The following is a 14,227-nucleotide window of genomic DNA, read 5'->3' on the forward strand; positions in this document are numbered from 1 at the left end:
GTGACGGTTGCTCAGTCTTCGGGGACATCCTCGGCGGCGGTCGTCGGCTTCGACCGGTGACGGAGTTCGACGGTGAAGGCGGGAAGCAGAGCCTGGGTGATCGGGCCGATCCCCAAGGCATAGAGGACTGTGCCGACCCCGACGACTCCGCCGAGGAGCCAGCCCACGGCGACGACGCTGACTTCGATGAGGGTGCGCACCAGTCGGATCGAGCGTCCGGTCACGCGGGAGAGACCGGTCATCAGCCCATCGCGGGGGCCCGGCCCGAATTGGGAGCCGATGTACATCGCCGAGGCGGCCCCGTTGAGGACGACGCCCGCGACCATGAGCGCGATGTTCCACCCGAGTTCTTCGGGCCGGGGCAGGAACAAGCGGGTGAGGTCGAGCGCCGGCCCGACGAGGAGGGCATTGAGAATCGTGCCGATCCCCGGCTGCTGGCGCAGCGGGATCCAGATGAGCAGTACGAGGAACGCGAGAATCGTGATGATGGTGCCGAAGGTCAGCGGCACGTGCTTCTGAATGCCAGAGTGGAGGACGTCCCACGGCATCATGCCCAAGCCCGCGTTGACCATCATCGCCATCGAGGCACCGAAGAGGTAGAGGCCGAGGAGCAGCTGGGGGAGACGCCGCCACAGCCGTCCGCCGCGCAGCTGTGCGATGGGACCGACGTTGGCCAGCTGACGCCTCGGGGCTCTCATCTTCGTCATGTGGTGGCTTTCTGAGGGGTGCGATCAGAGGGACAATTCCATCATGACCGAAATTGGTCTTGTGCGATATAGCCACTTCGTGGAAAGTGGTCCCATGAGGTCAGAACCATGAGCACACCGGTCCTGGGAGCCAAACGACTCATCGGCATCATCGGAGACGGACCGTGGAAGGCGCCCGCATACGAATCGCTGGCCGCCGCAGTGGCCGCGGCGATCACCGACGGACGACTCCCGGTCGGCACGAGGCTGCCGAGCGAACGCGAACTCGCAGCCGCCTCCGGTCTCTCGCGGACGACGACGGGACGGGCGTACGCTCAGCTGCGGGAACAGGAATACATTCTCACTCGCCGAGGCTCCGGCAGCATCGTTCAGCTGCCCAGCGTCCCGGGCGGCCGTATCGACCACCTGCTCTCACCTGCCGGCGGCGACGAGTCGGAGGTCGATCTCACGTGCACCGCTCCGGTCGCACCTCCGGATATCCTCGACGCCTACGACCGGGCACTGTCACGTTTGGGTGCCTACCTGCCCGGCACCGGGTACTATCCTTCCGGGCTGCCGGTGCTGCGGGAGATCATCGCCGATCGCTATACCCGGCGCGGCGCCCCGACCGACCCCGATCAGATCCTCATCACCTCCGGGGCACTCGGCGGTGCGGCCATCGCCGTCCGCGCCCTCCTCGACGTCGAACCGCATGAGTCCGCGCGCCTCGGCGGGGCACGGTCGGCCTCGCGGGTGCTCATCGAAAGCCCCACCTATCCGAATGCGATCGCCACACTCGAAGGCGCGGGCGCCGCTCTCGTGACCTACCCCCTCGAGTTCGGAACTCAGGGGCACCATTGGGACATCGACGCCATGGAGCAGCTGATGGGACAGACACGTCCGCGCAGCGCCTATCTCATCCCCGACTTCCACAATCCGACCGGCGCACTGCTGCCCGAAGCCCAGCGCAGTGAGCTCGCGGAGGCTCTTCGTCGGCATCGAGTCGTCCCCGTCTTCGACGAATCCCTCGTCGAACTGGAACTCGAGGACGGCAGGATGGCCACCCCGATGTCCGCGCTGATCACGGACGCGGTGACAGTGGGCAGTGTGAGCAAGATCTATTGGGGAGGCCTGCGCATCGGATGGATGCGCATTCCCCGCCACCGGATAGGTCATTTCGCGTCCTCCCGGCTCGGACTCGACCTGGGAGCACCGGTCCTCGAACAGCTCGTCACGGTCGAACTCATGAGCAATCACGATGCTGTCGTCGCCGACTGCCGCTCCCGACTCAGAGCCGCCCGAGACCTGCTCGCCGCACAGGTGAGGTCATGGCTGCCCGAGTGGAAGCTCATCGTCCCCTCCGGTGGAATGGCGCTGTGGGCAGAACTGCCGGAGGCACGTTCCGGGGTACTCTCGATCGCCGCCAGAAACCACGGTCTCCGCCTCGTCGCAGGGCCGAACTTCGCCCCCGCCGGTGGACTCGATCGGTGGGTGCGCCTGCCCTATACGGTGACGGAGAGCGAATTGCAGCAGGTGGGGCCGCGACTGGCCGCAGCCTGGGAGGAAGCCAAATCGATGACCGGACGTGGACCGACCGACCGGGCCCGCATCGTGGCGTGAACACCGCGGGCACGCAGGGAAAACCTGAGTACGATGACCGTATGGGAGACGACAGCGGACTCAGTCACGATGGGCAGTACTCGACGGCGACGACCGTCGGGGAGTTCCGAGCCAATATCGCCGAGGTGAAGCGCCGGATCGCCGCTGCCGCCGAGCGCGCCGGCCGGGACCGCGCCGACATCGAGCTGCTTCCAGTGAGCAAAACCGTACCCCAGGAACGCATCCGCCTCGCCGTCGCCGCCGGTTGTGCGAAGTTGGGTGAGAACAAGGTTCAGGAGGCCCACCGCAAATCCGAGGAGATGGCCGACCTCGACATCCATTGGGCAGTGATCGGGCACCTCCAGTCGAACAAAGCCAAGGACGTGGCGAAGTTCGCCAGCGAATTCCAGGCGCTCGACCGACTCAAGGTCGCCAGAGCCCTCGACCGTCGACTCGAAGCGGAAGGCCGCAGCCTCGACGTGTATGTCCAGGTCAACACCTCCTCTGAGGACTCCAAATTCGGCATGCCGCCGGAAGCGCTCCTCGACTTCCTCAAGGAGGTACGAGCCTGCGAGACTCTCAAGGTCCAGGGACTGATGACTTTGGCAGTCTTCTCCTCGGATATCGACCGTGTCCGTCCCTGCTTCCAGCTTCTGCGCGGTCTGCGCGACCAGGTTCGCGAAACCGATCCCGACCTTCTCGGCCCGGGGCGGCTGTCGATGGGCATGTCCGGTGACTTCGAAGTGGCCATCGAAGAGGGCGCAGACTGCGTCCGTGTGGGGCAGGCCATCTTCGGTCGACGAGCGCTGCCGGACTCCCACCACTGGCCCGAAGCCGACTGAACGGCCGACCGGCTGTGCCTCCTTCCCACCCGGAGTCCGGACGTGACAAGCCATCGGCTCAGACGAGTTCGGACGCCGTTCGCAGCCCCTCGACGCAGACGCTCTGGTGGTTCGGCGGTGCCGTGCTCGGCGTCATCCTCGGTGCGGGTATCTCCGGATTCGCCGCTCTGGCCGAAACCGCTCTGACGCCGTGCCTCATCGCTCTGCTCTTCCTCACGTTCCTCGACATCCCCTTCGAAACGGGATTGCGTGCGGTTCGCGATCTGCCTCTTCTTGCCGTGACGGCGGGGTTGAACTTCCTCATCGTCCCGCTGGTGGTCGCCGGTCTCATCACGGTCTTCGACATCGCTGATCCGCTGCTGCCGGCTGTGCTCATCGTGCTGCTGTGTCCCTGCATCGACTACGTCATCGCATTCACACGCGCGGCCGGAGGTGCCGCCGATCGGCTGCTGATGCTCACTCCTGTGCTCATGATCGCTCAGCTGCTGTTGCTGCCAGTGATGCTGTGGGCGGTCACTGGAGAGCGGCTGAGCATCGATCTGCCTGTTCGCCCGCTCGTCGGCGCACTGGTGCTGTTCATCATCATTCCTCTTATGGCTGCCGTCGTCGTTCGTCGACTTGCCCGTCATACGCCACGATTGGAGCGGCCCCTTGCCGCGAGCGCACGTCTGATGGATCCGGTCATGACGCTGACGCTGCTCGTCATCGCTGCCTCGGTCACCCCTAGGATCGCCGGTTCCGCCGGACAATTGGGTACCGTGGCTGTCGTCTTCTTCGTCTTCGCCGTCTTGATGACCATGATCGGATGGGGCGCCACCCGGGCTCTGCACGTCGGTCCGCAGCGATCGCGTGCTGTGATCCTCTCCGTCGTCACGCGCAATTCCCTGGTCATGCTTCCGATCGTTCGTGCGATCACCGGGGAGGGCATCGGCCCTGCAGGGGTCGTGACGCAGACCCTCATCGAGCTTCTTGTCCTGATCGTCCTCGTGCGCGTCCTGCCTCGTCTGGTGCCGGCCACTGCCGTGACCGAAAACCGCTAGTAATGGTTCTCCTCGGAGCGGACAATGGAACTATGCTCACCTCCGACCAGTGCTATCAGGCAGTCACCTCCCGCGACCGCCGCTTTGATGGAATGTTCTTCACCGCGGTGCGTACCACCGGGATATTCTGCCGTCCGTCGTGTCCGGCGAGGACTCCGCAGCGGGAGAACGTGGACTTCTTCGTGACCGCCGCGGCCGCAGCAGATGCCGGTTTTCGGGCCTGCCGACGGTGCCGCCCGGATGCCAGTCCGAATTCGCCGCAGTGGGACACTCGCGGAGACGTCGTGGCCCGAGCCATGCGCCTCATCCGCGACGGTGCCGTCGACCGCGGGGGAGTCGAAACCCTCGCCGCCGAACTCGGGTACAGTACTCGCCAACTCGGGCGCCTCATCCATGCCGAGCTCGGTGCCGGACCTCTGGCGCTGGCTCGCACCGAACGGGTGCGCACTGCCAGGACACTCATCGAGTCCACCGCGATGCCGATGAGCGAGATCGCCTTCGCCGCCGGCTTCTCCAGCATCCGACAGTTCAACGACACCTTCCGCACGATGTATTCGATCAGCCCACGACAGCTGCGCAGAGCCGGTGCCGGGCATTCGGTGGCCGACGAAGTCGTACTCCGGTTGGCGTATCGCCCGCCGTTCGACTTCGCGCATCTGCTCGGGTATCTCGAGGCAAGAGCCGTTGTCGGGATCGAAAACGTCTCGGACGGCGCTTACACCCGGTCGATGCGGCTGGCTCACGGTCCCGCCGTGATCACGGTGCGGCAAGGGCACGGGGACTTCGTTGACTGCCGTATCCGCCTGGCCGACACCCGCGACCTCGGCAGCGCCGTCGCACGAGTCCGGCGCCTCCTCGACCTCGATGCCGACCCCGAGGCGATCGCCCATACACTGCGGTCGGCGGGCCTGCGCAGCCTCGTCGACGACCATCCGGGGCTTCGTTCGCCGGGCCACAGCGACCCTGTCGAACTGGCTCTGCGGACAGTCCTTGGACAGCAGATCTCCTTGGCCGCCGCCCGCACCCATCTGGAACGCCTTGTCTCAGGCGCAGGAGAATCACTGCCGAAGGAGCTGAGCTTCGGCGGAGTCGACAGAGTCTTTCCCACCGCGGAGGCGATTGCCGCTGTCCCTGCATCCGAATGGGCGTTGCCTTCGAGTCGGATCAGGACGATTCAGACACTGTCGCAGGCGTTGGCCGACGGCAGTGTGGACCTCGGCACCGGCAGCGACCGCGAGGACGCGAGCCGGAACCTGCTGGCACTGCCCGGAATCGGTCCGTGGAGCAACGGCTATATCCGGATGCGCGCCCTCGGAGATCCCGACGTCTTCATGGACTCCGACCTCGGCGTGAAGAAGGCCCTCGCCGAACTCGATGAGAACTCAGCGGCATCTGCCGATTGGGAGCAGATCGCCATGAACTGCAGCCCCTGGCGCTCCTACCTCACCCACCTGCTGTGGGCACATCACGCCCGCAGCCCAGCAGCCTGACCGACCGACACAGTCGAACGAATGAATCGATCCATGACTCACCCACACGAAGGACACGCAGACATGACCACGCCGACAACGACCCAACCCGGCACCGCACGGAAGTTCACCGATGCCATGGAGCTGCCGACCGCCTCGGCGCCGGTATATACGACGATCCTCGACACGGACCTAGGACCGATCCTGCTCACCTCCGACGGAGTCCATCTCACTGGTCTCTATCTCGAGGTCTCCGAGGCGATCGACGCTCGACTCGACAGAACGTTCGGAGTCGAACCGACTCCGGAGGACGAGCTGGAGATCTTCCACCACGCCGAGGCACAGCTGGGGGAGTACTTCTCAGGCCGGCGCACACAGTTCGATCTGCCCTTGGCGGCAAAGGGAACGCAATTCCAACGCTCGGTGTGGCAGGCGCTGACGCAGATCCCGTTTGGCAGCACCGCAGGTTACGGTGAGCTGGCCGAAATGCTGGGAAGACCCGGCGCGGCACGTGCTGTGGGGGCCGCCAACGGAAAGAACCCCATCAGCATCATTGTGCCCTGCCACCGAGTCATCGGAGCAGACGGATCCCTGACCGGCTACGCATGGGGAGAAGAAAAGAAACGCCATCTCCTCACCCTAGAGACCCGCCCCTAATTGCTACCTGACGGCGGCCCAGCAACCTCGCGCCAGGTTGCTGGGCCGCCGTCAGGTAGCAAGAAGGGCGGGGATCCTTATTTGGATCCCCGCCCTTCAGCGGTGGAGGTAAGGGGATTCGAACCCTTTATTGGCCGGTTTCGGGCAGATTCTTGCGCTTTGGACGAGACGCAATTCCCGGAATCATGCGGATCGGTGCAAATCGGTGCGAACGCCCACTGGCGCGTCTGGGGCATGATGCCCCAGGCGCCCTGCTGTGCCGGCGGCGATGGGCACAACCCCATTTTCGCCCCGATCTGCGCCAGCGAAAGACAATTCGGAGAGTTTCTCACAGATTCGACCTGTTCTGGACAAATCTGCCACATACATACTTCGCATGAGCGAGAACACTGCAGCTGAGTCTATTCCGCGACCACTGGATATGCCCTACGTCTACACACCGGAGGAGGCCGCGACGCTCCTCCAGATCAACCTGCGCTTCCTCAAGGACAAGACGAACCGAGGAGAGTTCCCACACCTGCGGGTGAATCAGTCGACGATGCGGTTCACCTCGGAACACCTGGTGGCCATCATGAAGATGTTCGAAGTCACGCCTGCCGGCTACCGGCCTGCCAGCGAACCTGAGACGGTGTCATCCTCGGACTCCGAGTAGCCGGAGGCAGGCGAGGGCGATAGCCGGCAGGTCGGCGTGATTCCCGACGATGAGACCGACGAAGAGCGCGAAGATCGGGAACGTCGAGAAGAGCTGGCGGCGATGCCGCTCGAGTCGTTCCCCGGAGGCTCCCTGCGAGCCAAGCGCCGGATGCGGAAAATGCTCGACGCCTAAGTCAGTTCCGAGCGGCACAATGACGGCATGAGTGATGACTGGGGGACTGCGACCTGGCGGCCACTGGCGAACCGCGCTTTTCGGGTTCGAGACGGTGCATGTCACCGATCTTTGCAACTGCCTCAACTGGATGGATGAAGTGTCACTTGATGTGTTGAGATCGCGGATCGTCGGCTGCCCAGCACCCGACAGAATTGTGTAGCGATTTCATACTTTTGGGGGACGACCGCGGACTGCACTTGTAGATACGCTTAGTTCTGCTTGCGAGTTGTCTGAGCTCGGCATTCCCATCAAAGCTGGTTGGGGTACGACCGTCGCAAGCGCGAAACAAAGGAAATGCGTTGCTGATTTTATCCCCAAGTCAGTTCCACAACACACAAAGGGATCCCTATTGAAGATCAAGCTTGTCGCAAGCACTGCCGCAATTGCGCTGACTCTTACAGTCGGTGCAAGTCCTACGCGCGCCGATGAGCCGTCTACTACTGCCGAAACAGCATTTATGAATGCGTCAAGACTCAACGAGTCAGAGAGCATGGAATTCGACCCGCCTAACAACGGCAGGGAAGTTGCCGAAGGAACTGAAACAACTGTCGAACTGTCAAGTGAGGGAGCGAAATCCCTGACACTGCGAGCGAAGTCCGACGCAATAGCAGTCGAGCTCCCGATCCCTGAGTCGGTCGACCGTAGCGAGGGCGAGAGCGTCGGCACGGTGTTCGCTGATAACGACTACCCGGGTGCCACCGTCCTCGCTAAAGACGACGGCTCAGTGCAAATCGCAACCATTATCGACTCGAAGGATGCTCCGAGCGACTTTCAATACAAGATCGAGTCGGACTCCAAGCTGCGGCTGAACAAGGAGTCGGACGGATCCGTGTCGATACTCGGCATTGATGGCGATTGGATCGCTGGAGCGTCCGCGCCGTGGGCCGAAGATGCCTCCGGTGCTAGTGTGCCAACTCACTACACTGTCGACGGCAATATACTGACACAGCACGTGTCAGTCGGCCCGAATACGAAATTCCCGGTGGTGGCAGATCCGTACCTCGGAATGAAACTCATCAACAAGACGGTCTGGGCCAGAAAGAACAATAAGTACAGTCCAACACTGAAGGTGTACCCAACTATGTGGGGTCGGACGGCCAGCTCGATCGCTCGAGGGTACGCTTGGGAAGAGACGCGAGCGAAGACGAAACGCAAGGGTTGGCCGACCCAAACACTGCGTCGATGAGGAATCAGTTCTACTGCCACTACGACTTCGTTCGCATCCGAGCCCCACGCAAAGTGAGCTGGAATCTGGACTCTAAACTTCCCAACCGCGGATACGCGGGATTCATCAAGAAAGGCTGCAACTGATGTCCGTCATTGTCGAACCGAAGGTATCGTCGAGAGCGACGAAGTGGATCATAGCTACAATCGCTGCACTCGACGTCTTCTTCATGTGGACTTACTCACTGTGGGCCTACGCCGATACTTGGGCGATCAACCGAGCCGAAGAAGACGGCGTGGATCCGAATCTCTTGTGGCCCCATTCGCATCTGATGTTTATTGCGATCAATCTCTGCGCAGTGATTCTCTTGGTGGCGAACATTCTACTGATTCGCGCATGGTTCAGGGGAAGGCAAGCGTCTCGACTGTCGTCATAGCGGGCCATAAGTCTGTTCGCACCCATCTACCGTCGGTCGCAATAGTTGCAGAAGATTGACGCTTTGATGAGGTTGTGAGCACATGCTTGTACAGCAAGGCCGTCGGCCCCGGAGACCAGTGTCAGGCCGGGGTCGGAGTGGCCGAGCCTGTAGGCAACGAGTTTGGGATCCATGCCTGCGGAGATGAGCATACTGGCGTGGTTGTGGCGGAACGCGTGAGAGCGGACGTTTTCGTTGATCTCGCATTCTCTGAGCGCCGGTTTCAGATACCAGTCGGCGAAGTGAGCGAAGTGCATTCTTCCGCCGCGCTTCATCGTAAACAGGTGCTCGCTGGGTTTGCGACCGCCGACGCGGGAACGCAGAGCCTGGCCGAGTTCGGTATCGAGGATGATCTCGCGGTAGCCCGAGTCGGTCTTCGGCGGCCCGACGACGCGGGTGCGGCCTTGGCCGGACATGGCTTTGTCGATGTTGAGAAATGTCTGGTCGCCTCGACAGATGAGGTCTTCACACAAGAGCGCTTCGAGCTCTGACCAGCGGACTCCGGTGCCGCCGAAAGTCTGGATGACATCGGAGAAGTCGGGGTCGATGGTTTCGATGAGCCGGTCGATTTCGGGTCGAGTGATCATCGGGCGCACACGCTTGCGCACTGTCGGCAGCTTCGTGCCCGAGATGGGATTGAGGTCGACGATGCCGTCATCGACGGCGGTGTTATAGGCGCTGCGCAGAACGGCGAAGATGTTCTGAATCGTCTTGGCCGATAGGCGCTTTTCGTCTTTGAGGATTTTGAGGAATCGACGGGAGTCTCTGGCTGTCACATTCTCTGCCGGGGTGTCTCCGAAGACCGGCTCGATATGACGGGCAGCCATTGAGCGGTAATCGACGAGGGTCTGATGGTTTCCGCCGGAGTGGTATTCGATGAACTCGCTGACGATCTGGCTGACGGTCTGCTTCTTCGAGCCGATCTTGGCTCGGCTCCATTTCTCGCCGGCCTTGTCGCTGTCGCCGTCGGTCTGTTCGATGAGTTCCTGCCACATTCGCGCGTCGGATTCTTCGGTGAAGACGATGGACGATTTCTCAGTCTCGCCGGGTTTTCTCCATTCGACCCTGAATCGTGGGCCGGATTTCGTCGTGTACCTGCGGATATGGGCCATGCGTCTAATTTATCGTCAGCGCGACGCCCGGGAGACAAGGACGTCATCTTATGTGAGCTCGTGTCGGTCACACCGGGAGAGTTCCGACTCGAGACGGCGGTTGACTTCCATGCCCCAGGCGATGCCCCGCGGGTGGCACCGAATTTCTGCCGATCGCTTCCCTGATCCACCCGTGGGGAGCTACTTCATGCCCCAGATCGGGGGTTCCATGCCCCAAAATTCGCTTTTTATGCCCCAAACGGCCCCCTCACCCGACATAATGCCTGGTGAGAGGGCCGTTCTTCTGTGGAGGTAAGGGGATTCGAACCCCTGACCTTCTCCATGCCATGGAGACGCGCTACCAACTGCGCCATACCCCCCGCTTGCCTGATCAATATTACCCACGTGTGGGTGAGAGACCAAATCGGCGGAGAGTGACGCTTGCCACAAGGGTGGGAATGCTGGATCCCCGTGTTCGGGCACTGTTCGGGGATGACCCCGCGGCCCGAGTCCGATGAACTCGGGCCGCGGCGAGTCAGCTATCCGCCGAGGATTCTCCGCGGTGGATCAGATGAACGGCCGGACCTGGCTGAGGTAGCGCACGATATCCCGCTCGCGCAGTTCACGTACGCGCTGCTCGCGAGCGTGTTCGCGCAGACGAGCCTGCTGACGACGGGTTGCCTTCAGGCGGCGGGTCTCGGGTGTCGGGGCTGGGCGGCGTGCCCACCGGATGAGCTTCATTCCGGTGCTCAGGGCCCAGCGTCGTGGATAGGTGAATGGGAATGTGGTGGACACAATTATTCCTCGTGGTTTTCGGGCAGGGGATATCCGCAAATGGGCAGGAGATATCCCGGAATGACGGTCAGATAAACAATTGCCGAAAAAGCCGTGACTATAACAATGAATCGCCTGCACAAGGGTGCATATGACAAAGGCAGCTAATTGCCAATATGGCAATAGGTCATTGAAACGACAGATTCACTGAGATGGCAACGGAATACGATAGGCAATGAATCCGAACTGGTCGGCCGCACAGCGGAAGGCGCCAGGTGATACGGCGCTCATTCGCGAATGCAGCAGATCGGACCGAACTCAATGATGTCAGCGTGAAGCGGCCGGATCAGGTGCGGCAACTGGCGGTGCTCAGCACTGCAGGGATGCCGAAAGCGATCTGGACACAAGCTGGGCGTGAAGAATGCCGGATATCAGGCAACCGGTGGCTCAGAGGACAACGGTGGCCGGAAGCCAACCGGTGGAAAAGACGTGGGAGACGGCTGCGTCAGCCGACGAGTCCTTGTCCGCCAATCGGGCAGGCAGCGTATTCATGCCAAGGCGTTCGGAGGTCAGGGCCTGCAAGAAAATTCATCATCGTAACTGCTCTCCTTTCATGGTCGTGGATCTCGTGGGGACGGCGTCAACGTCCGCTATTGTCAAGGTGCAATCAGGGTGGTGTCTGCGAATCCGTAATTGCACTGTCGAATTTAGCACAGCTTTCATTGCGTGTGGGAGTTTTGTTCATTATTTTCTCAAATATTTTCACTTCTCCTGTTGGGGCGAGAAAGACGGTTCGTGAAAACTGTTGGTCGAAGCGCTGTTTGGGCCGACGTAGAATCGGAAGAGACGTGCATCAGTCGGACACGCAGCTTGAGGAGTTGAGGATGTCAGAGACCGCCACCACCAGACGTCTGGTCGTCGGATACATCGCCACGGATCGGGGTCGGGATGCGATCTCGCTGGCCATTTCGATCGCGCGTTCCATCGACGTCGAACTCGTGGTCACCATCGTCCGTCCGGAATCATCGACGATTCTCGCCGGCAGCGCCGTGCCCAAGGACGGGGCCGGGATCGTGGCCCAGCAGATCGACGATTGGCTGGACGAAGCCCTGGCACTCATCCCCGATGACATCCGCGCCAGAGGCTGCATCCACATCGCCTCGAACGAATCCAAGGGCCTCATGGAGGTCGCCGAGCAGGAAGGCGCACTGGGCATCATCATCGGTGCACGGGCCACCACACTGATGCGCCAACTGCGCATCGGCACGGTCGCTTCGTCGCTGCTGCACTCGTCGACGGTACCCGTCGTGCTCGCCCCGTCGGGCAGATCCGATATCGGGCCGATCTCGCGCGTGACCGCACTTTACGGGGCTCGCCCAGGTGCTTCGTCCCTCATCGGAGCGGCCATCGAATCGGCTGTCGGTCTCGGAGTCGATCTCAGACTGCTGTCCCTGATCGAGAACGACGGACTCTATGACGACGAGGTCGCCGAGATCACCGAATTCGCCGAACAGTACGGGGGAGCGGTGCTGGCGGACGACGCTTCGGAGATGCTGGCTTCTGGCCGTGCGACGGTGAGAACCAAGGCCGGAGCCGATATCGAAGAGGCCGCCGAGACCATCGACTGGCAGCCCGGCGACCTCGCCTTCATCGGATCGAGCCGCTTGGGTCACGGAGGCAAGGTCGCGATCGGTGCGAGGGCGCGCCGTCTGCTGCGTGTCCTGCCCGTTCCGGTGGTGGTCGTGCCCCGGCGTGCCGTGAGTCGACTGCACACCACCGAAACCGACTGAGGTGCGGATACGAGAATCACAGCGGACCGACATCCGGCTGGGCTCCCACCGCACGGCCGCGTGGCTCTATCCGGGTGACCGGCGTCGGCGTCCGCTGCTGATGGTGCATGGCTTCCGTGGGGACCATCATGGCATGGACCTCGTCGCCGGCAGCATCACCGACCGCGAGGTGGTCGTGCCCGACGTGCCCGGGTTCGGGCTCACGGCTCCGCTGGGCTCGGGTTCGTCGCTAGAGGCCTTCGTCGATCATCTCCTCGCTCTGCGCGCCGAGGTGGGCAGGCAGCGGGGCGTGACACCGATCCTGGTGGGGCACTCCTTCGGGGCGATCCTGGTCAGCCACCTAGCGGCTTCCCACCGGGACGTCGTCGACGAGCTCGTGCTCATCAATCCGATCACCAGCCCCGCCCTCGAAGGGCCCGCTCGTTTCCTCACCGCGGTCACCCGCGCCTACTACGCCCTCGGCGCGCGGCTGCCCGAGCGAGTCGGTCGCTCCCTGCTGAGCAACTCCGTGATCGTCCGCGCCATGAGCGTGGCCATGGCCACGACCCGCGATCCCGGCCTGCGGTCGTACATCCATGATCAGCATTCGCGGCACTTCTCGTCGTTCGCCGACCGCACGTCCCTGTCAGAGGCCTTCGCGACGTCCGTCGCGCACACCGTCACCGAGGTGGCCGACCACCTGAGTATGCCCACGCTCGTCATCGCCGGCGATCAGGACGCCATCGCCCCGATCGGACCGACCCGCGCATTCGTGGAGAAGCTCCCCGACGTCGAATTCGCGGAATTGGGCGGGGTGGGCCACCTCGTGCACTATGAGCGCTCGGAGGAAGCCGCCTCGGCGATCATGGATTTCTGTCACCGGCGAATCGACAGGTGATTCGGCGTGTGACAGGGCGAAAGCAAAGACGGTGAATTGAGGAAGGGCCGCTGCGCATCAGCGCAACGGCCCTTCTTATGCCGTGTTGGAGATCAGCGGCGACCGTCGCGCGCCCAACGGTAGACGATCGGCACGAGGAACGCGAAGCTCGATGCGAGCAGGCCGCCCCAGAACACCCAGAATTCGGTTCCCTCAGGGGAGGAGAACGAGGCTCCGAAAAGGTAGAGACCGAACAAGAAGAGCGCGAAGGCAAAGACGAAGACGATGACATCGGCGAACGATGCTGAATTGCGGGTTCTCTTCGGGGCGGCGATATCGGACATGGTCTCCTCCGGCGATGTTTCTGGTGGTCAGCTGACTCTCAGCAACAGTCTACATCGCGTAGAGGACTTTGCTCATCTCCGGTCGTGTTCGGCGCTTCGCTCCGGGACCAGCCAACCGAGCAGAGCCGAGACGATCGAGACGATGATCGCGGCGAAGATGGCGGAGAAGAAGAACGAATCGATGGTGAACTCGAAAGGGGTGAACCCGCTGAGCCAACTCGTCAGCGCCAACATGATCGCGTTGATGACGATGGAGAACAGCCCCAGGGTCAGACACGTGATCGGAGCCGAGACAAAGCTGAGGATCGGTTTGATGAAAGCGTTCGCCAACCCGAAGATGAGGCCGATGACGAGGTAGGAGATGATCATCGCCGGAATGGCTCCGGCCTGCTCCTCGACGACCCGGTTCCCTGTGATCGTCACACCCGGCAGGATCCAGGCCGCCACCCAGATCGCACAGGCGTTGACGATGACGCGAGACAAGAAGTTCATAGCCGTCATCCTCGCAGACCGATCTGCGTTCTTTCTGAGTCGCGGATGGGAATGAGGTCCGTGCCATGGTGATCAAACT

The 14,227-nt window shown here is 62.3% G+C and carries 16 protein-coding genes and 1 tRNA gene; 11 read left to right on the forward strand and 6 right to left on the reverse strand.

The window, feature by feature from the left end:
• Window positions 1-11: 11 nt before the first annotated feature.
• Window positions 12-707, reverse strand: a complete 696-nt coding sequence (gene yczE, locus AC3CD9_RS05100; RefSeq protein WP_488366624.1) for a membrane protein YczE — start codon at window positions 705-707, stop codon at window positions 12-14.
• Between the two features lie 108 nt (window positions 708-815).
• Here yczE and yczR point away from each other — a divergent pair, with 108 nt between their 5' ends.
• From yczR to AC3CD9_RS05145, 9 genes are all read left to right on the forward strand, one after another.
• The gene (gene yczR, locus AC3CD9_RS05105) at window positions 816-2,306 is read left to right on the forward strand and encodes a MocR-like transcription factor YczR (RefSeq protein WP_488366626.1); all 1,491 of its coding nucleotides are present in this window, start codon (window positions 816-818) and stop codon (window positions 2,304-2,306) included.
• Between the two features lie 41 nt (window positions 2,307-2,347).
• Window positions 2,348-3,127 (forward strand): YggS family pyridoxal phosphate-dependent enzyme, encoded by a 780-nt coding sequence (locus AC3CD9_RS05110; protein ID WP_488366627.1) that lies wholly within the window; start codon window positions 2,348-2,350, stop codon window positions 3,125-3,127.
• Between the two features lie 14 nt (window positions 3,128-3,141).
• Window positions 3,142-4,167, forward strand: coding sequence for an arsenic resistance protein (locus AC3CD9_RS05115; protein ID WP_488366628.1), 1,026 nt, complete (start codon window positions 3,142-3,144; stop codon window positions 4,165-4,167).
• A 32-nt stretch (window positions 4,168-4,199) separates the two neighbouring features.
• A complete protein-coding gene (locus AC3CD9_RS05120; RefSeq protein ID WP_488366630.1) occupies window positions 4,200-5,657 on the forward strand; it encodes an AlkA N-terminal domain-containing protein in 1,458 nt (485 codons plus the stop codon).
• 63 nt (window positions 5,658-5,720) lie between these two features.
• Complete coding sequence (locus AC3CD9_RS05125; protein ID WP_488366631.1) at window positions 5,721-6,293, forward strand: methylated-DNA--[protein]-cysteine S-methyltransferase; 573 nt, start codon at window positions 5,721-5,723, stop codon at window positions 6,291-6,293.
• A gap of 376 nt (window positions 6,294-6,669) precedes the next feature.
• Window positions 6,670-6,945 carry a helix-turn-helix domain-containing protein gene (locus AC3CD9_RS05130; RefSeq protein ID WP_488366632.1) on the forward strand — a complete coding sequence of 92 codons (276 nt, stop codon included), beginning with the start codon at window positions 6,670-6,672 and terminating at the stop codon, window positions 6,943-6,945.
• Between the two features lie 36 nt (window positions 6,946-6,981).
• On the forward strand, window positions 6,982-7,119 hold the full coding sequence (locus AC3CD9_RS05135; RefSeq protein WP_488366633.1) for a hypothetical protein: 138 nt from the start codon (window positions 6,982-6,984) through the stop codon (window positions 7,117-7,119).
• 391 nt (window positions 7,120-7,510) lie between these two features.
• Entirely contained in the window at window positions 7,511-8,347 is an 837-nt protein-coding gene (locus AC3CD9_RS05140) for a hypothetical protein (protein ID WP_488366634.1), read from the forward strand.
• The gene (locus AC3CD9_RS05145; RefSeq protein ID WP_488366635.1) at window positions 8,344-8,472 is read left to right on the forward strand and encodes a DUF2599 domain-containing protein; all 129 of its coding nucleotides are present in this window, start codon (window positions 8,344-8,346) and stop codon (window positions 8,470-8,472) included. Before AC3CD9_RS05140 ends, AC3CD9_RS05145 begins: the two co-directional genes overlap by 4 nt.
• Before the next feature lie 316 nt (window positions 8,473-8,788).
• Here AC3CD9_RS05145 and AC3CD9_RS05150 read toward each other — a convergent pair whose 3' ends face one another.
• The 3 genes from AC3CD9_RS05150 to AC3CD9_RS05160 form a co-directional block, all read right to left on the reverse strand.
• Window positions 8,789-9,913: a tyrosine-type recombinase/integrase gene (locus AC3CD9_RS05150; RefSeq protein WP_488366636.1), complete on the reverse strand. Its 1,125-nt coding sequence runs from the start codon at window positions 9,911-9,913 to the stop codon at window positions 8,789-8,791.
• A 286-nt stretch (window positions 9,914-10,199) separates the two neighbouring features.
• Window positions 10,200-10,272 (reverse strand) — tRNA-Ala (locus AC3CD9_RS05155).
• Between the two features lie 187 nt (window positions 10,273-10,459).
• Window positions 10,460-10,687 carry a hypothetical protein gene (locus AC3CD9_RS05160; protein WP_488366637.1) on the reverse strand — a complete coding sequence of 76 codons (228 nt, stop codon included), beginning with the start codon at window positions 10,685-10,687 and terminating at the stop codon, window positions 10,460-10,462.
• Window positions 10,688-11,550: 863 nt separating this feature from the next.
• On the opposite strand from AC3CD9_RS05160, the gene AC3CD9_RS05165 reads away from it, so the two are divergent.
• Together AC3CD9_RS05165 and AC3CD9_RS05170 are read left to right on the forward strand one after the other, a co-directional pair.
• Window positions 11,551-12,456: a universal stress protein gene (locus AC3CD9_RS05165; RefSeq protein ID WP_488366638.1), complete on the forward strand. Its 906-nt coding sequence runs from the start codon at window positions 11,551-11,553 to the stop codon at window positions 12,454-12,456.
• Between the two features lies 1 nt (window position 12,457).
• Window positions 12,458-13,333, forward strand: coding sequence for an alpha/beta fold hydrolase (locus tag AC3CD9_RS05170; RefSeq protein WP_488366639.1), 876 nt, complete (start codon window positions 12,458-12,460; stop codon window positions 13,331-13,333).
• A 92-nt stretch (window positions 13,334-13,425) separates the two neighbouring features.
• Here the strand turns inward: AC3CD9_RS05170 and AC3CD9_RS05175 are convergent, their stop codons facing one another.
• Together AC3CD9_RS05175 and AC3CD9_RS05180 are read right to left on the reverse strand one after the other, a co-directional pair.
• Window positions 13,426-13,656 carry a hypothetical protein gene (locus tag AC3CD9_RS05175; protein WP_101546743.1) on the reverse strand — a complete coding sequence of 77 codons (231 nt, stop codon included), beginning with the start codon at window positions 13,654-13,656 and terminating at the stop codon, window positions 13,426-13,428.
• Window positions 13,657-13,728: 72 nt separating this feature from the next.
• The gene (locus tag AC3CD9_RS05180) at window positions 13,729-14,148 is read right to left on the reverse strand and encodes a phage holin family protein (RefSeq protein ID WP_039210811.1); all 420 of its coding nucleotides are present in this window, start codon (window positions 14,146-14,148) and stop codon (window positions 13,729-13,731) included.
• Window positions 14,149-14,227 lie beyond the last annotated feature (79 nt).

This window comes from Brevibacterium sp. MGP-B1, from assembly GCF_057766545.1.